This window comes from Streptomyces sp. CB01201, assembly GCF_002803085.1.
In the GTDB taxonomy this organism is placed as follows: Bacteria; Actinomycetota; Actinomycetes; order Streptomycetales; family Streptomycetaceae; genus Streptomyces; species Streptomyces hundungensis.
Genome location: NZ_NNBJ01000005.1, coordinates 383,670 through 402,886, shown reverse-complemented (window position 1 = coordinate 402,886; position 19,217 = coordinate 383,670). Strand labels below are relative to the sequence as shown.

At 71.0% G+C, this 19,217-nt stretch carries 18 protein-coding genes; 2 read left to right on the top strand and 16 right to left on the bottom strand.

Features of this window, described 5'->3' with window-relative positions:
- Positions 1-195: 195 nt before the first annotated feature.
- The 14 genes from hpnH to CG740_RS13850 all read right to left on the bottom strand — a co-directional run bounded on the left by hpnH (position 196) and on the right by CG740_RS13850 (position 15,821).
- Positions 196-1,218 carry an adenosyl-hopene transferase HpnH gene (hpnH, locus tag CG740_RS13915; RefSeq protein WP_100575387.1) on the bottom strand — a complete coding sequence of 341 codons (1,023 nt, stop codon included), beginning with the start codon at positions 1,216-1,218 and terminating at the stop codon, positions 196-198.
- Between the two features lie 5 nt (positions 1,219-1,223).
- Positions 1,224-1,868, bottom strand: a complete 645-nt coding sequence (locus CG740_RS13910; protein ID WP_100575386.1) for a phosphorylase family protein — start codon at positions 1,866-1,868, stop codon at positions 1,224-1,226.
- Positions 1,868-3,862, bottom strand: a complete 1,995-nt coding sequence (shc, locus tag CG740_RS13905; RefSeq protein ID WP_100575385.1) for a squalene--hopene cyclase — start codon at positions 3,860-3,862, stop codon at positions 1,868-1,870. Before shc ends, CG740_RS13910 begins: the two co-directional genes overlap by 1 nt.
- Before the next feature lie 107 nt (positions 3,863-3,969).
- Positions 3,970-5,079 (bottom strand): polyprenyl synthetase family protein, encoded by a 1,110-nt coding sequence (locus CG740_RS13900; protein ID WP_100575384.1) that lies wholly within the window; start codon positions 5,077-5,079, stop codon positions 3,970-3,972.
- Positions 5,076-6,458 (bottom strand): hydroxysqualene dehydroxylase HpnE, encoded by a 1,383-nt coding sequence (gene hpnE, locus CG740_RS13895; protein WP_100575383.1) that lies wholly within the window; start codon positions 6,456-6,458, stop codon positions 5,076-5,078. The genes CG740_RS13900 and hpnE overlap by 4 nt, the downstream gene beginning before the upstream one ends.
- A 136-nt stretch (positions 6,459-6,594) precedes the next feature.
- Positions 6,595-7,545 (bottom strand): presqualene diphosphate synthase HpnD, encoded by a 951-nt coding sequence (gene hpnD / locus CG740_RS13890; RefSeq protein ID WP_199846433.1) that lies wholly within the window; start codon positions 7,543-7,545, stop codon positions 6,595-6,597.
- Positions 7,542-8,453 (bottom strand): squalene synthase HpnC, encoded by a 912-nt coding sequence (hpnC, locus tag CG740_RS13885; RefSeq protein WP_376231288.1) that lies wholly within the window; start codon positions 8,451-8,453, stop codon positions 7,542-7,544. The genes hpnD and hpnC overlap by 4 nt, the downstream gene beginning before the upstream one ends.
- A gap of 401 nt (positions 8,454-8,854) precedes the next feature.
- On the bottom strand, positions 8,855-9,670 hold the full coding sequence (locus CG740_RS13880) for an ABC transporter ATP-binding protein (protein ID WP_100575381.1): 816 nt from the start codon (positions 9,668-9,670) through the stop codon (positions 8,855-8,857).
- Complete coding sequence (locus CG740_RS13875) at positions 9,657-10,538, bottom strand: ABC transporter permease (protein ID WP_100575380.1); 882 nt, start codon at positions 10,536-10,538, stop codon at positions 9,657-9,659. Before CG740_RS13875 ends, CG740_RS13880 begins: the two co-directional genes overlap by 14 nt.
- A gap of 56 nt (positions 10,539-10,594) precedes the next feature.
- Complete coding sequence (locus CG740_RS13870) at positions 10,595-11,440, bottom strand: glycosyltransferase family 2 protein (protein ID WP_376212829.1); 846 nt, start codon at positions 11,438-11,440, stop codon at positions 10,595-10,597.
- 35 nt (positions 11,441-11,475) lie between these two features.
- Positions 11,476-12,255, bottom strand: coding sequence for a CDP-alcohol phosphatidyltransferase family protein (locus CG740_RS13865; RefSeq protein WP_100575453.1), 780 nt, complete (start codon positions 12,253-12,255; stop codon positions 11,476-11,478).
- Complete coding sequence (locus CG740_RS13860; RefSeq protein ID WP_100575378.1) at positions 12,233-13,294, bottom strand: iron-containing alcohol dehydrogenase family protein; 1,062 nt, start codon at positions 13,292-13,294, stop codon at positions 12,233-12,235. Before CG740_RS13860 ends, CG740_RS13865 begins: the two co-directional genes overlap by 23 nt.
- Positions 13,282-14,019, bottom strand: a complete 738-nt coding sequence (locus tag CG740_RS13855) for a phosphocholine cytidylyltransferase family protein (RefSeq protein WP_100575377.1) — start codon at positions 14,017-14,019, stop codon at positions 13,282-13,284. The genes CG740_RS13860 and CG740_RS13855 overlap by 13 nt, the downstream gene beginning before the upstream one ends.
- On the bottom strand, positions 14,016-15,821 hold the full coding sequence (locus CG740_RS13850) for a DUF5941 domain-containing protein (RefSeq protein ID WP_100575376.1): 1,806 nt from the start codon (positions 15,819-15,821) through the stop codon (positions 14,016-14,018). The genes CG740_RS13855 and CG740_RS13850 overlap by 4 nt, the downstream gene beginning before the upstream one ends.
- A gap of 410 nt (positions 15,822-16,231) precedes the next feature.
- Between CG740_RS13850 and CG740_RS13845 the strand changes: the two genes are divergently transcribed.
- Positions 16,232-17,173: a cation diffusion facilitator family transporter gene (locus tag CG740_RS13845; RefSeq protein ID WP_100575375.1), complete on the top strand. Its 942-nt coding sequence runs from the start codon at positions 16,232-16,234 to the stop codon at positions 17,171-17,173.
- 114 nt (positions 17,174-17,287) lie between these two features.
- On the top strand, positions 17,288-17,893 hold the full coding sequence (gene idi / locus CG740_RS13840) for an isopentenyl-diphosphate Delta-isomerase (RefSeq protein ID WP_100575374.1): 606 nt from the start codon (positions 17,288-17,290) through the stop codon (positions 17,891-17,893).
- On the opposite strand, the gene CG740_RS13835 is transcribed toward idi, so the two are convergent.
- On the bottom strand, positions 17,868-18,368 hold the full coding sequence (locus CG740_RS13835) for an ATP-binding protein (RefSeq protein WP_100575373.1): 501 nt from the start codon (positions 18,366-18,368) through the stop codon (positions 17,868-17,870). The genes idi and CG740_RS13835 overlap by 26 nt on opposite strands.
- A gap of 135 nt (positions 18,369-18,503) precedes the next feature.
- The gene (locus CG740_RS13830) at positions 18,504-19,217 is read right to left on the bottom strand and encodes an HdeD family acid-resistance protein (RefSeq protein WP_100575372.1); all 714 of its coding nucleotides are present in this window, start codon (positions 19,215-19,217) and stop codon (positions 18,504-18,506) included.

The window sequence follows — 19,217 nt, the reverse complement described above, 5'->3', positions numbered from 1 at the left end:
GGGCCCCCACTTTCTGCTGCTGTTCAGCTCACGATCGACCTCGGGTTCGGCTCAGCCGGCTGCGCGGAGACGGGTGTGCCCCCGCCGAGCGCCGCCGGCCCGACCCGGGCGCGCCGCGCGGGGCGGCACACCGGCGACGGGCGGGCCGGCGGCGCGGTGAGCCCCGGGGAGACCGGCTCCCCGGGGCTCATCACCTCAGCCGCGGTTGCCCTGGACGGTCTCGCGGACCGCCCGCAGCGACTCCTTGAGCGACCCCATGGTCGCGAGCACGGCGGTCGGCTCGTAGCCGCAGTGCGCCATGCAGTTGGCGCACCGCTCGTCGCGGCCGCGTCCGTACTTGCTCCAGTCGGTCTCCTCGACCAGCTCCCGGTACGTCGGCACGTACCCGTCGCTCATCAGGTAGCAGGGGCGCTGCCAGCCGAAGAGCGAGTAGTTGGGGATCGCCCACGCGGTGCACGGGAAGTCGGCCTTGCCCTCCAGGAAGTCCAGGAAGAGCGGGGAGTGGTTGAGCCGCCAGCGCGCCCGGTTGCCACCGGAGAACGCCTTCTTGAAGAGCTCCCGGGTCTGCTCGACGCCCAGGAAGTGCTCCTGGTCGGGGGCCTTCTCGTAGGCGTACGCGGGCGAGATCATCATCTCGTCGACCTTGAGGTCGTCATTGAGGAAGTTGAGCACCTCGATGATGGTCTGCGGGGTGTCGGTGTTGAAGAAGGTCGAGTTGGTGGTGACCCGGAAGCCCTGCCGCTTGGCCTCCTTGATCGCCTCCACCGCCTCGTCGAACACGCCCTCCTTCGCCACCGACTCGTCGTGCCGCTCGCGCAGCCCGTCGATGTGCACGGCGAAGGCGAAGTACGGCGACGGGGTGAACTTCTCCAGCTTCTTGCGCATCAGGAGCGCGTTGGTGCACAGGAAGACGTACTTCCGCTTGGCCACCAACTGCCGCACGATCTCATCGATCTGAGGGTGCATCAGGGGCTCGCCGCCGGCGATGGAGACCATCGGCGCGCCGGATTCCAGTACCGCTCCGACGGCCTGGGCCACCGGCATGCGCTGCTTCAGGATCCCGGCCGGATGCTGGATCTTTCCGCAGCCCTCGCATTTCAGGTTGCACGCGAAGAGCGGTTCCAGCTCGACGATCAGCGGGAACTTCTCACGCTTGCGCAACTTCTGTTCAAAGAGATAGGTCCCGACCCTGATGGACTGGCGAAGCGGCATGGCCATCTGGCTCACCTCCTGGGGAGCAGCAAAGAACGGTGCCATTCAAAGAAAGCGGGAAGGACGGCACGAAGAACGCGGAAGGCTGATATTCCACCGCGCACCGTGCCAATCCGGACGAGTTCATGTTCTGGAGCGTCCACGACCACCCGTACGGCCGCAACCGGACGCGATCCGGCCTGCCGGGCGGCCCGCAGCGTGGCGGCGGACTCCATGTCCACCGCGATCGCCCCGGTCGCCCGCAGACCGGCCCGTTCCGGGCCGCGTACGACGTGGTCCGACCCGGTGAGCGGGCCGGTGTGGACCGTGCGGCCCGGCAGCGCTTCGGTGAGCGCCTTGGCGAGCACCTCGGCGCCGGTGCACACCGTGGTGCCGTCCGGGCCGCGGGTTTCCTCGGCGACGACCAGGTCCCCGGGATGCATCCCGGGGACGAGGCCGGCGCAGAAGCCTGAGGCGATGACCGCCGCGTCACGCATCCCGGCCGTGCCGAGGGTGCGGACCATCGCGCGTTCGGCGGCCGCGGGTCCCATGCCGCTGCGCAGCACGGTGACCGGGCCGGCCGCGCCGCCGTGGGCGCCGCGCAGCGCGAGCCGCTCGATGGTGAGCGCGCAGGCGATCACCAGCGGCACGGGCCGCGGGCCCTGGGGGGAGTCCATCAGCTCCCCTTGGCGGCGTTGGGGGAGAACGGTTCTCCATGGACGTACCGGCCGAGCGCGGTCAGCGGGAAGACCTGCCGGTAGAGGTGGTAGTTGATCGAGAAGTCCCAGGGGAACCCGGTACCCGTGAAGTACGGCTCGTCCCAGGAGCCGTCCTCGCGCTGGTTCTCCGCGAGCCAGGCGATGCCGCGCTCGGTGGCCTTCTCGTCCCGCTCCCCCGCGGCCAGCAGCGCGAGCAGCGCCCAGGCGGTCTGCGAGGCGGTGGAGGGGCCGCGGCCCCTCCATTCGGTCTCGCCGTAGGAGCGCAGATCCTCGCCCCAGCCGCCGTCGTCGTTCTGCACGGACTCCAGCCAGCCGACCGCCCGGCGGATCGCGGGGTGCGCGGCCGGGATTCCGGCGGCGACGAGCGCGGGCACCACCGACCCTGTCCCGTATACGTAGTTGACGCCCCAGCGGCCGAACCAGGCTCCGTTGGCCTCCTGTTCGGCCAGCAGCCACTCGATGCCGCGCCGGGTCCGCGGGTCGTGCGCCTTGCCCTCGTAGGCGAGCATCTCCACGACGTGCGCGGTGACATCGGCCGAGGGAGGGTCGATGACCTCGCCGAAGTCGCAGAACGGCAGCCGGTTGGGGAAGGCGCTGGTGTTGTCGGCGTCGAACGCCCCCCAGGCGCCGTTCTTCGACTGCATCCCGAGGTTCCAGCGCACCCCGCGGGCGATGGCCGCCTCGACCTTCTCCTGCTGGGGGTGCTTGACCCGGCGCAGCGCCAGGATCACTTCGGCGGTGTCGTCGATGTCGGGGTAGTTGTCGTTGTGGAACTCGAATGCCCAGCCGCCCGGCTGGAGTCGGGGTCGGCGCACGGCCCAGTCGCCGGGCCGGGTGATCTCCTCCTCCAGCATCCAGTCGGCCGCCCTGACGAGCGCTGGGTGGTCGCCCGGCACGCCCGCGTCGGCGAGGGCGATGGCCGCGAGGCAGGTGTCCCACACCGGGGACTGGCAGGCCTCGATCATCCGGGCGCCGTCCGCGCGCCACACCGCGAACCGGTCCAGGGACTCCAACCCGGCCCGCATCACGGGATGTTGGAGGTCGTAGCCGAGCAGATGCAGGGCGATCACCGAGTACACGGCCGGGGGCTGGATGCCGCCCCAGCAGCCGTCGTTCTCCTGGCGCTCGACGATCCAGCGGGCGGCGCTGCGCATCGCGGCCCGGCGCAGCTTGCGCGGCGCCACCTTGTGGTAGACGTGCAGCGCCTTGTCGAGCCGCTGGAACGCCCCGTCCCAACTCGCCACCGGGGCAAGGGGTTTGGCCGGATTGGGGTGACGGGCGTCGGTGTGCAGCTCGTCGAGCGCGAAGGGCGCGGGGCGCACCGGGCGCTTCGCCGAGACCACCGTCAGCGGCACGATGGTCTGCCGGGCCCAGCAGCCGAAGTCGTAGATGTTGAGCGGTACCCACGTGGGCAGGAAGATCAGCTCGGGCGGCAGCTCGGGCAGGTCGTCCCACTTCCACCAGCCGAACAGGGCCAGCCAGATGCGGGTGAAGACCCGGCTCGCGGCGATGCCGCCCTTGGCTCTGATCCAGGCCGCGGCGCGGGCCATGTGGGCGTCCTCGGGCCGGTCGCCGGCCAGCCTGAGCGCGACGTACGCCTCGACGGTGGTGGAGAGTTCACCGGGTCCGCCGTAGAAGGTGGCCCAGGTCCCGTCGTCGCGCTGCTCGCCCCGGATGAAGAGGGCGGCGGCGTGCAGGGTCTTCTCGTCCTGGATCCCGAGGAACTGACGCAGCAGCAGATCCTCGGCGTCCATGGTGACGTTGGTCTCCAGGTCGCCCTTCCACCAGCCCTGGGCGTCCTGCCGCGCCAGCAGGTGCTCGACGCCGCGCCCGGCGGCCTGCCGGGCGGCTTCGAGCACCGCGTCCGCGCCGGGGGTGGTCCCGGTTGTTGCACTGGCCGCGGCGGCCCGGGGCCGCGGGGCCCCGGTGCTTCCGTCGGTCGTCGCTGTCATGGCTTCCCCTTCGTGCAGTAGCTACTTCTGCTGTGCTGGGGTCTCCGTCGGAGGCGGCCCGGTCTCCCGGGCCGCTCCGGCGACTGCGAGTCATATGCGAATAGTGATCATCTCTTTCGGACGACGACGAAGTCCGCGAGCGCGGTGAGCTGGGTGCGGACCTTTTCCGGCATGTCGACGGCGTCGAGCGCCTGGATCGCGATGGTGTGCTGCCGGCGGGCCTCCTGCGAGGTCCACTCGCGGCCGCCGGCCTCCTCGATCAGGGCCGCGCGGGTGGCGAACTCCGCCTCGGAGAAGCTGTCGAAGTCGTTGCTCTTGGCGTCGGCGGCGAGCAGTTCGCCCAGCCGCGTGGAGGCCGGGCCGCCCGCGGCGAGCGCGGCGACGACCGGCAGCGACTTCTTGCGCTGGCGCAGATCGCTCCAGGTCTGCTTGCCCGTGGCGTCCGGGTCGCCCCAGATGCCGAGCAGGTCGTCGACGGCCTGGAAGGCGAGGCCGAGGTGGTAGCCGTACGCCTCCAGCGTGTCGGCCATGTGGTCGTCGGCGCCGCCGAGGACGGCACCGATGGAGACGGCACAGGCGAGCAGCGCGCCCGTCTTGTTGCCCTCCATCTCCAGGCACTCCTCGACGGTGACCCGCTCGCGGTGCTCGTAGGAGATGTCCTGGGCCTGACCGTCGATCAACTTCCTTGTGGCGGTGGTGAGTCGGCGGGTCGCGCGACCCGCCTCCACCGTGCCGAGTTCAAGGAGGACCTCGTTGGCGAGGGCGAACAGGGCGTCGCCGACGAGGATCGCCTGGGCGGGCCCGTGCACCTTCCACACCGTGTCGCGGTGGCGGCGCTGCTCGTCGCCGTCCATGAGGTCGTCGTGCAGCAGCGAGAAGTTGTGCACGAGTTCCACCGCGACCGCTCCCGGCACACCGACCTCGGCGGCGGCGCCGGCCGCCTCCGCGGAGAGCAGCGCGAGGGCCGGCCGTACGGCCTTGCCCCCGTCTCCGTCCGCCGGACGCCCCTCGGCGTCGATCCACCCGAAGTGGTAGGCGGCGACGGTGTCCATGGGAGCCGCGAGCCGGTCGACGGCCGCGCGCAGCTCCGGAGTCGACAGCGCGCGCCCCCGCTCCAGCAGGGCGGTGACGTCCACGGTGTCCACAGCCGGATTCGCCGAAGCCGAAGGCACAGTCGGCACAGTCTCTCCTCTTGTTCCAGTACTGCTAACAGTCATGCCGCCTCCTGAAGCGGATGAACATGGGGGCGGCCGAGGGCGGACAGGGCGGCGCCGGCGGCACTGAATCCGCTGCGCACGGCGCCCTCCATGGTCGCGGGCCAGCCGGTCGCGGTCCACGCGCCGGCCAGGTACAGGCCGTCCGCACGGGTCCGCGCCGACGGCCGCAGCCGTCCGACGCCGGGGGTGGGGGCGAACGTCGCCGTGCGCTCCCGGGTGACGAAGAAGTCGAGGATCTCCGCACCGCGCGCCGCGGGCAACAGCTTTTCCAGCTCCGGCAGATAGCGGGCGCGCAGTTCGGCCACGGGAAGCTCGATCTCGTCCCCGGCGTCCGACTGGGAGACGGCCAGATACTGCCCCGCGCCCTTGAGGCCCGAGGAGTCCGTCCGGTCGAAGACCCACTGCACCGGGGAGCCGAGCGCGGCGAAGAAGGGCTGCTTGAGCACCTTGCGGTCGTAGACGACGTGCACGTTGAGAATCGGCGCGGTGCCGATGCCGAGGAGCTTGTCCGGCTCGTCGAGGGCGCCCTCGGGCAGCAGGTCGTGGGTCTCCTTCTGCGGCACCGCGAGCACGACGACCTCGGCGTCCAGCGTCTCGTCGGCCAGCTCGACCCGCCAACTGCCCTTCTCCACACGGGAGACGGACTCGGCCTTGGTGCGCGTTTCGACGCGTACGCCCGCCGAGGCCAGGGCCTTGCGCGCGAGCGTGTCGTGCAGCTCGCCGAGCGGCACCCGGGCCCAGCCGATGTCGGCGGCGCCCGCCTCGGAGAGCAGCCCGGTCTTGAAGACCATGGCGGCAAGGCCCAGGGAGGCGAGCGGCGCGGTGGCGTTGAGGGTCGCCACGCCGACCAGGTCCCACAGGGCTTCGATGGTCCGGTCGGACTGGCCGTGCCGCCCGAGCCAGGTCGCGAAGTCCACGTCGTCCAGGGCCGGGTCGGCCGGGTCGAGCTTCTTGAGCGCGAGCGCGGCGCGCCCGACCGAGGCGCGCTCGGCGAGCGAGAGGTGCGGGTAGCCGGCGAGGCTGCGGGCGAGGTGCAGCGGCACCGGCAGCGGGTCGCGGCGCAGCCGGCCGAGCCGGGGCCCCCTGGGGTGCCCGACATCGAGGACGGGGACGTCCAACCGGGCCTGGACGGGGGCGAGTTGGGCCCCGCCGACCCGGTCGAGGAACCAGCGGTAGGCGGTGCAGCAGCGCAGATAGACGTGCTGGCCGTTGTCCACGGTGAGGTCGCCGCGCCGGAAGGAGAACGCGAGGCCGCCGAGCCGCGGGCGGCCCTCGACCAGGGTCACGCCGAGGCCCGCGTCGGCGAGTTCGAGCGCGGCGGTGATGCCGGCGAGCCCGCCGCCGATCACCACCGCGCGCTGGGGCCGCGTGTCGTTCATGCCGTCTCCCCCCGGGCCGCGCCGGTGCCCCGCACGCGACGGGCCGACGCAGTCGAGGACGCATCGCCGCACGGTGAAGTTGCACGTCGGGCCCGTGTCGTCGTCCTTGGCCCTTCGTCCGGGTGCGCGTGGTGCATCAGACGCGCCTCCTGGCGGTCTGCCGGGAGACGTACCGGGTGTCGAGACCGGAGAGTCCGCGTACCGCGACGTACGCCTTCTCCCGTCCGGGCAGCGATACGCGCCCGCGCAGCACCGCCTCCGGGTCGCGCTCGATGCGGTCGAGCAGCCTGCGGTAGATCCCGGCCATGGCGGCGACACAGGCGCCGCTGCGCCGGTCCAGCATGGGGAGCAGCCGGTAGCCCTCGGCGAACAGGGCCCGGGCGCGCCGGACTTCGAAGTGGACGAGCCCGGCGAAGTCGGAGCCGGGCGGCGGGACGGGCCGGTCGAAGCCCGCCGAGCAGCCGAACTTGGCGAGGTCGTCGGAGGGCAGATACGTCCGTCCGTTGCTGGCGTCCTCACGAACGTCCCTGAGGATGTTGGTGAGTTGGAGAGCGAGCCCCAGCGTGTCGGCGTACTCCGGGGCGCGTTCGATGCCCGGCGCGCCGGGCTGGGTGCCGAACACGCCGAGTGAGAGCCGGCCGATCGCGCCCGCGACACACCGGCAGTACGTCTTCAGGTCGTCCCAGGTCTCGTAGCTCTCGCCGTGCACATCCATCAGGACGCCGTCGATGAGCTCGTCGAGGCCGTCGAGCGGGATCGGGAACCGGCGTGCCGCGTCCGCGAGCGCCACCGCCACCGGGTCGGTGTCGTCCTCGTCGACGGCGCCGTCGCGGATGCGCCCGAGCAGCGCCCGGGTCTCCTCAAGGCGCGTTCCCTTGGCGTCGTTGGCCAGCGTTCCGTCACCGATGTCGTCGACCCGGCGCGAGAACGCGTACAGCGCGGACATCGCCTGCCGTTTGTCGGCCGGCAGCAGCCTGATGCCGTACGCGAAATTGCGCGCCTGCTGCCCGGTCACCGCCTCGCAATAGCTGTATGCGGCCTGTACCGGTGCTGACACGGGTGCCTGTGCCTCCACGGTCCGGCTCACCCCTCTCTACGCGCTCTTCGCAAGACGGCTCCCACCTCGCGCATCAGCCTTGCCCTGGTGGGCTTGGGCGGCCCCGGGAGTACGTCGTGGCCGGCGGCAGCGACCGCGTCGAGCGCGGCGCGTCCTCCGGCCACGAATCCGGCCAGCAGCAGCTTGAGTCTGCCGTGGACGCTACCCACCAGGGGGGTACCTTCATTCAGCAACGACCCGGCGCGTTCCGCCTCGAACGCGACCAGGGCGCGCACCGAAGCGCTCCCCGTGGGGGCGGCCAGATCGGCCTGTGTGACATGGAAACGGGACATGTCCTCGGCCGGCAGATAGATCCGGTCCCGCCCGAGGTCCTCCTTCACGTCCTGGAGGTGTTCGACGATCTGCAACGCCGTGCAGATCGCGTCGGAGCGACGGACGCGCTCCGGGCTCGTGGTGCCGGTGATGGCGAGGACGAGCCTTCCCACGGGGTTGGCGGAGAGCTCGCAGTAGGCGAGCAGCTCCTCATATGTCTCGTAGCGCCGGACCCGCTGATCCTGGCGGTTGGCCGCGATCAGGCCGAGGAACGGCTCGGGGGTGAGCGCGCGGCGCCGCACGGTGGGTTGCAGGCCCACGAGGAGCGGGTGGCGGGGCGTGCCGTCGAAGACGCGGCGCAGATCCGCCTCGAACGCGTCGAGCATGACGAGCCGGTCGTCGGCGTCGGCCGGGGCCACGCCGAGGCGGCGGGCGTCGGCGCCGCCGGGGGCGAGGTCGCCGTCACCGATGTCGTCGACGAGCCGGGCGAAGCCGTACACGGCCATCAGGTCGTCGCGCCAGGCGCGCGGCAGGAAGAAGGGGGCCACCGGGAAGTTCTCGTCCGCGGCCTTGTCGAGCGTGGCGCGCGAGGGGGTGCCGGTGCGCACGTCCCGGACTCGGGTCACCGGGTACCGCCCGGGGCGGGAACGGCGGCCGTCCCTTGGAGCTGGAGATCTTCCGTAGCCATGGCCGTCACATCTCCCGTTCTACACCGCCGACCCAAAACATCCTATTTCGGACACGCCGCCTGACCTCCCCGGACGGGGTGACCCGTCGTGCGAGGAGCCGGGGGCGTATTACCCCACTTGCCGCGAATCAGCACCGGTACAGCTTACGTTGTACAACGGCCGACAACACGTCGGGGTGTGGAGAGCATTACAAGAACACTCCAATCCGGCTCAACCTTCCCCGCATACTGGCAACTTGACGGGATCTTGACTGTCCGACCACACCTTAGGACGCGAAAGCCCCTGCCGGGGTTGATCGACAGGGGCTTCGGTCTGCGAGTCCGCCGGATGACGGTGCGTCAGCGGCCGGACTCCTTCTGGTAGGCCTTGACGACCTCGTCGGTCGGCCCGTCCATGAGCAGCTCGCCGCGCTCCAGCCAGAGCACGCGGTCGCAGGTGTCCCGGATGGAGCCGATGCTGTGGCTCACCAGGAAGACGGTTCCGGCGTGCTTGCGCAGCTCCCGGATGCGCTCCTCGGAGCGGATCTGGAACTGGCGGTCACCGGTGGCGAGGGCCTCGTCGATCATGAGGACGTCGTGGTCCTTGGCCGCGGCGATGGAGAACCGCAGCCGGGCCGCCATGCCGGAGGAGTAGGTGCGCATCGGCAGGGAGATGAAGTCGCCCTTGTCGTTGATGCCGGAGAAGTCGACGATCTCCTCGTAGCGCTCCCTGACCTCCTCGCGGGACATCCCCATGGCCAGGCCGCCGAGGATGACGTTGCGCTCGCCGGTCAGGTCGTTCATCAGGGCAGCGTTCACACCGAGCAGCGAGGGCTGCCCGTCGGTGTAGACCCGGCCGCTCTCGGGCGGCAGCAGACCGGCGATGGCCCGCAGCAGCGTCGACTTGCCCGAGCCGTTGGAGCCGATCAGGCCGATGGCCTCGCCCCGGTACGCGGTGAACGACACGCCCTTGACCGCGTGCACCCGGCGCATGCCCCGGGAGGCGCCGCCGGTCTTGTCCCTCTTCACTATGCGGCTCAGGGCGGCGGTGGCGCTGCCCTTCCCGCCGCCGCCGCCGTTGACGGTGTACACGATGTGCACGTCGTCGCAGATGACGGTGGGAATCCGCGCGTCCTCGACCGCGACGCGGTCCCTGATGTCCTCAGCCACGGCCATATCGCTCCTCAGCCTTCCAGAAGTACACGAATCCGAGGGCGCCCACGACGACGGCCCAGCCGACCGCGAGTGCCCAGACGTGCGGGGGCAGGGACCCGCCGCCATAGCCGTCCAGCAGTGCGTAGCGGGCCAGGTCCATGTAGACGGCGGCCGGGTTGACCTGGAGGACGTCCTTGAGCCAGCCCGGCTTGTCCTTCAGCACGGCGGTGATGCTGAACATCACGCCGGACGAGTACATCCAGGTCCGCATGATGAACGGCATCAGCTGCGCGAGGTCCGGCGTCTTGGCGCCGAGCCGGGCGAAGATCAGCGCGAGTCCGGTGTTGAAGACGAACTGGAGCGCGAGGACCGGGACGATCAGGATCCAGGTCATGCCCGGCATGAAGCCGGAGGCGACCACCACGATCATCAGGACGATCATCGAGAAGAGCAGCTGCTGGAGCTGCTGGAGCGCGAAGGAGATCGGCAGCGAGGCGCGCGGGAAGTGCAGCGCCCGCACCAGGCCCAGGTTGCCAGAGATCGCCCGTACGCCGGCCATCAGCGAGTTCTGCGTGAAGGTGAACAGGAACACGCCGGTCACCAGGAACGGGATGAAGACATCGTTGGGGATGCCCTTCCTCGTTCCCATGAGCACGCCGAAGATGAAGTAGTAGACCAGCGCGTTCAGCAGGGGCGTAGCCACCTGCCAGATCTGGCCGAGCTTCGCCTCGCTGTACTGGGCGGTCAGCTTGGCCGACGAGAACGACAGGATGAAGTGGCGCCGACCCCACAGCTGCTTGATGTAAGCGGTCAGCCCGGGTCGGGCACCGCTCACCGACAGCCCGTGCTTGGCGGCGAGGTCCGCCGGGGACAGGGTTGTGTCACTCACAAGTGGAAACTTTCGTGTTCAAGAAGTACGCCCGATGGTCTCAGAGCCCGAGACTCTCAGATGACGGGGGGACGGCCCAGCCGGGTGAGCTTGAAGACCGTACGCCACTTCATGGGACGGCGCGGTCCGCAGGGCGTCGTCCACCCCTCCTTGAACCCGCCGAACCAGGCCTTGAGCGCCGGGCCCGAGGGCTTGCGAGCCAGGGTCAGGAGCAGCCAGACCCCCAGGTAGACCGGGACCAGCGGGGCGGGCAGGTTGCGCCGGGCCAGCCAGACCCGGTTGCGGGCCACCATCCGGTGGTAGACCGCGTGCCGGGACGGGGCGGTCGTCGGGTGGTGCAGGACCATGTCCGCGCGGTAGTCGATCATCCAGCCGGCGTCCAGCGCCCGCCAGGCGAGGTCGGTCTCCTCGTGCGCGTAGAAGAACTCGTCCGGCAGCCCGCCGACCTCCGCGAACACCTGGGTGCGCACGGCGTTGGCGCCGCCGAGGAAGGTCGTCACGCGTGAGGAGCGCATCGGGTCGGCGGCACGCAGCCTCGGCACGTGGCGGCGCTGGGTGACACCGGTCTCCGGGTCGGCGATCCGGAAGCTGATGATGCCGAGCTCCGGGTCGGCCGCGAAGGCCTGGCGGCACAGCTCGGCGGTGTCCTGGTGGGGCAGCAGGCCGTCGTCGTCGAGGAAGAGCAGCACGTCCATCTCGGCGCCCGCGGGGCCGAACGCCTCGATGCCGACGTTGCGGCCGCCCGGGATGCCCAGGTTCTCCGGCAGCTCGACGGTGCGTACGCCCTCGGGGACGTCCGGGACCGGGGCACCGTTGCCGACCACCACGACCTCGACGCGGTCGCCGTCCTGCTTGGCGACCGAGTCCAGCAGGGCGCGCAGTTCGGCGGGGCGGTTGCCCATCGTGATGACGACGGCGCCGACCTTCAGGGGAGCGTTCACTTGAGCCTGCTCGACGCGAGGATGGACACGAGGTGCAGCACCGTCTGGAGCAGCGCGATGCCGGCCAGCACCGCGACGCCCAGGCGGGAGAAGTACAGGTCGCCGCGGACCTGGTCCACGATCGCGAGGACCAGGATCAGCAGGGACGCCTCGATGCCGAGGACGAGCCGGTGGAACTTCAGCGCGGCCGCGGCCCGGCGGGCCAGCGCCACACCGGAGGAGCGCGGGGTGGCCGCCGCGTCCTTGACCAGCGGCAGACCGCCCTGGTGGCGGGCCACGCCGACGAGGTCGGTCTCCGCCTTGATCAGGATCGCGCCGAGGGCCGCGAGCGTGCCGAGGAAGGCCCACAGCCAGTCGATGCGGCCGGGGCCCCACAGGTCGGCGGCGCGCAGGCCGAAGCCGACCAGGACCGCCGCGTCGCACAGATAGGCACCGACGCGGTCCAGGTAGACGCCGGACAGCGAGAACTGCTTCTTCCAGCGGGCGACTTCGCCGTCCACGCAGTCGAGCAGCAGATAGCCCTGGACGGCGACGACACCGAGCACGGCGCCCCAGACGCCCGGCACCAGCAGGGCCGGGGCGGCGAGGACCCCGCTCAGGGTCATCAGATAGGTCAGCTGGTTCGGCGTGACCTTGGTGGTGACCAGGACGCGGGTGATGCGCAGCGAGATCTCGCGCATGTACAGACGGCCGCCCCAGTGTTCGCCACTGACCCGGTCCTTCACACCCGCCGGGTGCACGACCGGGCGGAGCTCAGCTACGGATGGTCTTGGCATAGTCGGCGTACGCGTCCCTGATCTGGTCGGTGGACAGGTCGAGGTGCTCGATGATGGTGTAGCGGCCGGGCCGGGTCTGCGGGGCGAACTCCACGGCCTGGACGAACTCGTCGGCGGTGAAGCCGATTTCCTCCGCCGTGACCGGCAGGGCGTGCCTGCGCAGCACCTCGGTCATGAGGCCGGACTCGGCCTTCGCGCCCCGCAGGTGCATGGCGAACGCGGCGCCGAGGCCGCACTGTTCGCCGTGGCTGGCCGCGCGCTGCGGGAAGAGCAGGTCGAAGGCGTGGCTGATCTCGTGGCAGGCGCCGGACGAGGGCCGGGTGTCGCCGCTGATCGACATGGCGATGCCGGACATGACCAGGCCCTCGGAGAGCGTGACCAGGAAGTCGTCGTCGCCGACGGTGCCCGGGTGGCGCAGGACCGCCTCGCCGGCGCTGCGCGCCATGGCGGCGGCCAGGCCGTCGACCGGCTCACCGGTCTCGCGGTGCGAGAGCTCCCAGTCCGCGATGGCGGACAGGTTGGAGATCGCGTCACCGATGCCCGAGCGCACGAAGCGCGGGGGCGCGTCCCGGATCACGGCGAGGTCGATCAGGATGGCGATCGGGGTGGGCACGCCGTAGGAGCCGCGCCCGTTGTCGTTGTCCAGGGTGGAGACCGGCGAGCAGATGCCGTCGTGCGAGAGGTTCGTGGCGACGGCGACCATCGGCAGGCCGACGCGGGCCGCCGCGTACTTCGTCACGTCGATGATCTTGCCGCCGCCGAGCGCCACGACCGCGTCGTAGCGCTTGCCGCGCATCGCGTCGGCGAGCTTGACCGCCGCGTCGATGGTGCCGCCGTCGACCGGGTACCACTCGGCACCCGGCAGCAGGGGGCCGAACTGCTCGCGCAGTTTGAGCCCCGAGCCGCCGCTGATCGCGATCGCCAGCTTGCCGTTGGCGGAGATGCGCTGGTCGGCGAGGACGACCGCGAGGTCGTCCAGCGCCCCGCGCCGGATGTCGACGACAACCGGCGAGGGGATGAGCCGAGTCAGTACTGGCACGCGATCTCACGGCCCTTCGCCAGGTCGTCGTGGTTGTCGATCTCGACCCACGACACCTCGCCGATGGGGGCCACGTCGACGGTGAAGCCGCGGTTGACGAGCTCCTGGTAGCCGTCCTCGTAGTAGAGGTCGGGGTCGCGCTCGAAGGTGGCCTTCAGGGCGTCGGCGAGCTCCTCGGCAGCCTCGGGCTCGATGAGCGTGACGCCGATGTACTCGCCGGTGGCACTCGCCGGGTCCATCAGCTTGGTGATGCGCTGGACGCCCTTGCCCTCGGCGGTGATGACCTTCATCTCCTCGTCGGCGAGGTTCTTCACCGTGTCGAGGGCGAGGATGATCTTCTGGCCCTGGCCGCGCGCGGCCAGCAGGGTCTTCTCGACCGAGACGGGGTGGACCGTGTCGCCGTTGGCGAGGATCACACCGCGCTTGAGGACCTCACGGGCGCACCACAGGGAGTAGGCGTTGTTCCACTCCTCGGCCTTGTCGTTGTCGATCAGCGTGATCGCGACGCCGTACTTGGCCTCCAGGGCCTCCTTGCGGGCGTAGACGGCTTCCTTGCGGTAGCCGACGACGATGGCGACCTCGGTCAGGCCGACCTCGGCGAAGTTCTTCAGCGCGATGTCCAGGACGGTGGTGTCACCGTCGACAGGCACGAGGGCCTTCGGGAGCGTGTCGGTGTAGGGGCGCAGACGGCGTCCGGCACCGGCTGCCAGTACGAGGCCAATCATGCTGTTTCTCCTTCGTCATGTACGGCAGGTGCTCCGGAGGACACCCAGAAGCGGATGGACTCCACGAGCACCACGAGCGCGATGACCGCCGCGAGGGCGGTGAGCGCCAGGGTGAAGTCTGTGTCTCGCGTGGCGAGGACGGCGGCGAGCACCGTCACCAGGAGCGTGCGGCCCTCGTGGCCGCCGATCACCCGCACCAGCCACTGCGGCGGCGCGCCGGACCCGCCCTTGATGCGGTAGACCGTGTCGTAGTGATGGTAGGCGACCGCCGCGACGAGCCCGAAGGCCGCGGGAAGCGCCCCGGCCACGTCCGAGCGGGCCGCCAGGATCAGGACCGTGCAGTACTCGGCCACCCGCAAGAGCGGCGGTACGAGCCAGTCGAGGGGGCCCTTGAGGGGCCGGGCGACGGCAAGTCCGGACAGCACCGCGTAGAGCGCGGCGGCGCCGATCACCGGGCCGCTGCCGACGGGCAGCGTGAGGGAGGCGGCCACGACCAGCAGGGCGCCGACCGCCGCGAGGACCGGGGCGCCGGGGATCCGGGGCGCCTTCGCCGCGACCAGCTGTGCGAGCGGGCCGCTGTCGGCGAGCTCGGCGAGGGCCTGGGCGGCCCGGTCGGTGCGGGGGGCGCGGCGGCTCACGGAGCGCAGGACGCGTCCCGCGGTGGTGTAGCAGGCGGCGAAGGCACAGCCGATGAGCAGCGCGTAGAAGACGATGCGGGGCGTGGTGACGGCGGTCAGGACGGCGATCATCGCCCAGCGCTCGCCGATCGGCAGCACGATCATGCGCCGCGCCCACACCGTCCAGCCGACCGAGTCGAGCCGGTCGGAGAGGGCCGCGGTGGGGCTGGTGTTGGCGGTGCCGTCCGTGCCTGCGACGTGTGCCTCGTTGAACGAGAAGTCCACGACGTGGCGGCAGGTCTGGAGCACCATGGCGCCGAGCGCGAGCGCCCATACGTCGTCACCGCCGCGGGCCGCGCCGAGCGCGAGGCCGGCGTAGTAGGCGTACTCCTTGGCACGGTCGAAGGTGGCGTCGAGCCAGGCCCCCATCGTCGAGTACTGGAGCGAGTAGCGGGCGAGCTGCCCGTCGGTGCAGTCCAGGACGAAGGAGAGGATCAGCAGCACCCCGGCCGCGACGTACCCGCCGCGGGTCCCGGTCGCCGCGCAGCCGGCCGCGATCAGGGCGGTGAGCAGCGAGGCGGTGGTGACCTGGTTGGGGGTGAGTCCCCGGCGGGCGCACCAGCGGGCGAGGTAGCGGGAGTACGGGCTGATGCAGTGGGTGGTGAAGAACCCGTCGCGGGACTTCACGGCGTTGCGCAGCCGCACGGCCTCGTCGTCGACCGCGGCGACGGCCCGGCTCGCCTCGGCCGCGGCGACCTCGTCGGCGGGGACGGTCGCGACGAGCGAGCCGAGCTCCGGGTGGTGCACGGCGGTGCCGTCGGCCTCGATGGCGGCCGCGATGTCGTCGGTGAGCACCGAGGTCGTCCGCACCTGGGCAGCGGGCGCCGAAGGGCCGCCGGACAGGGCGCGGGCGAGCGCCGGGCGGGCCGCGGCCTGCACGGCGAGGGCGCCCGGGACCGAGGCGGCCGGGAAGCGCGGGTCGGTCAGGGCGAGGCGCAGCGCGTGGACGTGGCCGAGGAAGCGCGGGTCGACCAGGGCGACACGTTCACCGGCCGGCACCTCGGCGAGCAGACGGGGCAGGTCGTCGGGGAGGAAGGCGTTCTGCACGTCGAAACCCAGCGTGCGCAGATCGGGTCCGAGCTGCGATCCGGGCACCGGCGGACCGGTAAGGATGGCGGTCGACAGACGAATTCACTCCTTGCGACTGACATGGCGGAAGTCACGGCCCGGCCCGGCACGGGGGCGGGCGGCACGTCGGCAGAGGCTATCGGATGCTCGGAACCGGGAATTCACTGGCCGTTTACGGCCGATGAGGCCCGGGACCGCCCGTTGCGCGGGCGCCGCGATCATCATGGTCGATCAAGGGCGCAGCCCACAAACCGCGTTCGAACACCGCCGCGGAGCCCGGGCCGCGAACCCTGCGACCAGGCCCGCGAATTGATCACCCCAACCCTCTGACCTGCAAGCATTTCCGCAGGTCAGAGCACATGACAACGGTGTTCAGTGCCGTGTTGCACATACCCCCTACCCGTAGTTCACTGACCCCTCGTACAGAGACATCGGGATTGATCGGCGACGGATCCGGGAGGGCCTTCATGGGGGCTGGGCACGACCACGGACACACACACGGCGGGCCGCCGCCGACCGGCACCGCGGCCGCCGCCTACAAGGGAAGGCTACGGATCGCGCTCGGCATCACACTGACCGTGATGGTGGTGGAGATCGTCGGCGGTCTGCTCGCGGACTCCCTCGCACTCGTCGCGGACGCGGCGCACATGGCGACGGACGGCCTGGGGCTCGCGATGGCGCTGCTCGCCATCCACTTCGCCAACCGCCCCGCCGAAGGCAACCGCACCTACGGGTACGCCCGCGCCGAGATCCTCGCCGCGCTCGCCAACTGTCTGCTGCTGCTCGGGGTGGGCGGCTACGTCCTGTTCGAGGCGGTCACGCGGTTCGTCGAGCCGGCCGACACCGCGGGCGGCACGGCCGTGGTCTTCGGCCTGATCGGTCTGGTCGCCAACTCGGTCTCCCTCTCGCTCCTCATGAAGGGGCAGCAGGACAGCCTCAACGTGCGCGGCGCCTTCCTGGAGGTCCTCTCGGACGCGCTCGGCTCGGCGGCCGTGGTGGTGGCCGGTCTCGTCATCATGACCACGGGCTGGCAGGCGGCCGACCCGATCGCCTCGCTGGTGATCGGCCTGATGATCGTGCCGAGGACCGTCAAGCTGCTGCGTGAGACCCTCAACGTGCTCCTGGAGTCGGCCCCCAAGGGGGTCGACATGGCGGAGGTGCGGGCCCACATCGTGGAACTGCCGGGCGTGGAGGACGTACACGACCTGCACGCCTGGACGATCACCTCGGGGATGCCGGTGCTCTCGGCGCACGTGGTGGTCAGCCAGGAGGTTCTCGACTCCGTGGGGCACGAGAAGCTGCTGCACGAGTTGCAGGGGTGCCTGGGCGACCACTTCGACGTGGAGCACTGCACGTTCCAGCTGGAGCCCGGCGGCCACGCCGAGCACGAGGCGAAGCTCTGCCACTGAACGCGCGGTTCCGGCGGCCTCGCGTGGGGCAGGACATGCGGATGCCGGTCAATGGCGGACACGCCGCTTTTGTACGGCAGACTGAGCAGCCGAGGACCGAAGCGAAGGATGGTTATGCCGAGCACACCAGCCACCACGGCGAACAACTCGTCGAACGGGACCACGGGCGCCACCGCACCAGAGATCATGCTCGAACTCGTCGACGAGAGCGGCAGCACCATCGGAACCGCGGAGAAGCTCTCCGCCCACCAGGCGCCCGGGCAGCTGCACCGGGCGTTCTCCGTTTTCCTCTTCGACCCCGCGGGCCGGCTGCTCCTCCAGCGGCGGGCGCTCGGCAAGTACCACTCCCCCGGCGTCTGGTCCAACACCTGCTGCGGCCACCCCTACCCCGGTGAGTCCCCGTTCGCGGCGGCCGCCCGGCGGACCTACGAGGAGCTGGGCATCGCCCCGTCGCTGCTCGCCGAGGCGGGCACCGTGCGCTACAACCACCCGGACCCGGAGTCCGGCCTGGTGGAGCAGGAGTTCAACCACCTCTTCGTGGGCCTGGTGCAGTCGCCGCTGCGGCCGGACCCGGAGGAGGTCGGCGAGACCGTGTTCGTGACGCCCGAGGAGCTCACCGAGCGGCACGCGCGCGACACGTTCTCGGCGTGGTTCATGACCGTGCTGGACGCGGCGCGGCCCGCGGTCAAGGAGCTCACGGGGCCCGACGCGGGCTGGTGATCCCCGGCAGGGGGGCCAGCGGGAGTGCGGCCCAGACGATCTTTCCGCCGCTCGCGGTCTGCTCGACGTCGCACACCCCGCCGGCCTCCTCGGTGATCTCGCGGACCAGGAGCAGGCCCCGGCCGCCGGTCTGCGCGTAGTCGGCCTCCAGGGCCTTGGGCCGGTAGGGATGGTTGTCCTCGACGGACACCCTGATCCACTCGGCGCCGATGGCCACCTCGACGGCGACCTGCGGCGAGAGCAGGGCCGCGTGTCTGACCGCGTTGGTGACCAGCTCCGACACGATCAGGAGCAGGCCCTGGATGAGGTCCTCGTGGGCCGGTACGCCCTGGCGGCGCAGCAGGTCGCGCACCGCGTGCCGGGCCTGCGGCACGGAGGCGTCGACGGCGGGCGCGGTGAACCGCCACACGCCCTCGTACGCCTGCTGCCGCGCCGGGGCCGCGGGTTCGGGCGGCAGGCTCCCGCGGATCTCCATGTTTCCGGCACCACCCTCGCGGCTCGACTGCACACCCGTCTGCTGAAGAGTGTCGGGAGTGCGTTGGTCCGGACCGAGGGACTGAACAGAAGTCAGCGTCTATCGACGCTTTTTGATCCCCGATGGCGCAGAAGGTCATCTCTCGGGCTGGTTCCGACCCTCGTCTGACGGCTTTGCCATGGCTTGCGGGGGTGTCGGAGACATCGGAGGGGTGCCCTTGCCGCCCTCTTCCGTGGCCACCGCGTCACTCACGAGAGTGACGATTCTGCGTCCGCCCACTCCGATCGCGATCAGCCCCAGCCCGTCGAACAACAGGGCCAGCGAGAAGAAACAGCCGATGACGTACCGGCTGTTGCTCGGCCAGTTCGCCAGCACCAGGATGCCCAGGAGGACGCCGAACGCGCCCTGCACCAGCGTCCAGCCGAACTGCGGCCCGCGCACCACCACACTGCCCGCGAGGCGGAAGACGCCGCCGGTCAGGAACAGCAGGGCGGCGAACATCGTGAGGGCCTCTGCACTGCCCTCGGGACGGCGGATGATCACCACGCCCGCGGCGAGGTTCAGGGCGGCGACCACCACGGCCAGCCAGAAGAAGCCCGAGCCGCGCGACTGGATCGCGTGCGCCAGGCCGATCACGCCTCCGATCAGCAACAGCCAGCCGAAGAGCAGCATCGTGGTGAGGGTGGCGAACTCGGTGTAGGCGAGGCCCACCAGGCCGGCCACCACCAGGATCGCCCCGAGCAGGGCGAGCAGTCCGAAGCTGCGGCTGAGCTTGCGGCCCTCGCGCCCGACGTTCCGGCGGGATTCCCCATGGGGCTCGGGTCCGTCGTTCTGCCTGGGTCCGGCCAT

What these genes read in the sequence shown, in the direction of transcription:
- hpnH (WP_100575387.1), bottom strand. Translation starts at nt 1,218, where the DNA reads ATGGCCATGCCGCTTCGCCAGTCCATCAGGGTCGGGACCTATCTCTTT.
- CG740_RS13865 (WP_100575453.1), bottom strand. Translation starts at nt 12,255, where the DNA reads ATGCCAAGACCATCCGTAGCTGAGCTCCGCCCGGTCGTGCACCCGGCG.
- CG740_RS13835 (WP_100575373.1), bottom strand. Translation starts at nt 18,368, where the DNA reads ATGGAGATCCGCGGGAGCCTGCCGCCCGAACCCGCGGCCCCGGCGCGG.
- hpnE (WP_100575383.1), bottom strand. Translation starts at nt 6,458, where the DNA reads ATGAACGACACGCGGCCCCAGCGCGCGGTGGTGATCGGCGGCGGGCTC.
- CG740_RS13855 (WP_100575377.1), bottom strand. Translation starts at nt 14,019, where the DNA reads ATGATTGGCCTCGTACTGGCAGCCGGTGCCGGACGCCGTCTGCGCCCC.
- CG740_RS13830 (WP_100575372.1), bottom strand. Translation starts at nt 19,217, where the DNA reads ATGGCCGGACCCAGGCAGAACGACGGACCCGAGCCCCATGGGGAATCC.
- CG740_RS13910 (WP_100575386.1), bottom strand. Translation starts at nt 1,868, where the DNA reads ATGGACTCCCCCCAGGGCCCGCGGCCCGTGCCGCTGGTGATCGCCTGC.
- idi (WP_100575374.1), top strand. Translation starts at nt 17,288, where the DNA reads ATGCCGAGCACACCAGCCACCACGGCGAACAACTCGTCGAACGGGACC.
- CG740_RS13900 (WP_100575384.1), bottom strand. Translation starts at nt 5,079, where the DNA reads ATGACTGTTAGCAGTACTGGAACAAGAGGAGAGACTGTGCCGACTGTG.
- CG740_RS13845 (WP_100575375.1), top strand. Translation starts at nt 16,232, where the DNA reads ATGGGGGCTGGGCACGACCACGGACACACACACGGCGGGCCGCCGCCG.
- CG740_RS13880 (WP_100575381.1), bottom strand. Translation starts at nt 9,670, where the DNA reads ATGGCCGTGGCTGAGGACATCAGGGACCGCGTCGCGGTCGAGGACGCG.
- shc (WP_100575385.1), bottom strand. Translation starts at nt 3,862, where the DNA reads ATGACAGCGACGACCGACGGAAGCACCGGGGCCCCGCGGCCCCGGGCC.
- CG740_RS13870 (WP_376212829.1), bottom strand. Translation starts at nt 11,440, where the DNA reads ATGGGCAACCGCCCCGCCGAACTGCGCGCCCTGCTGGACTCGGTCGCC.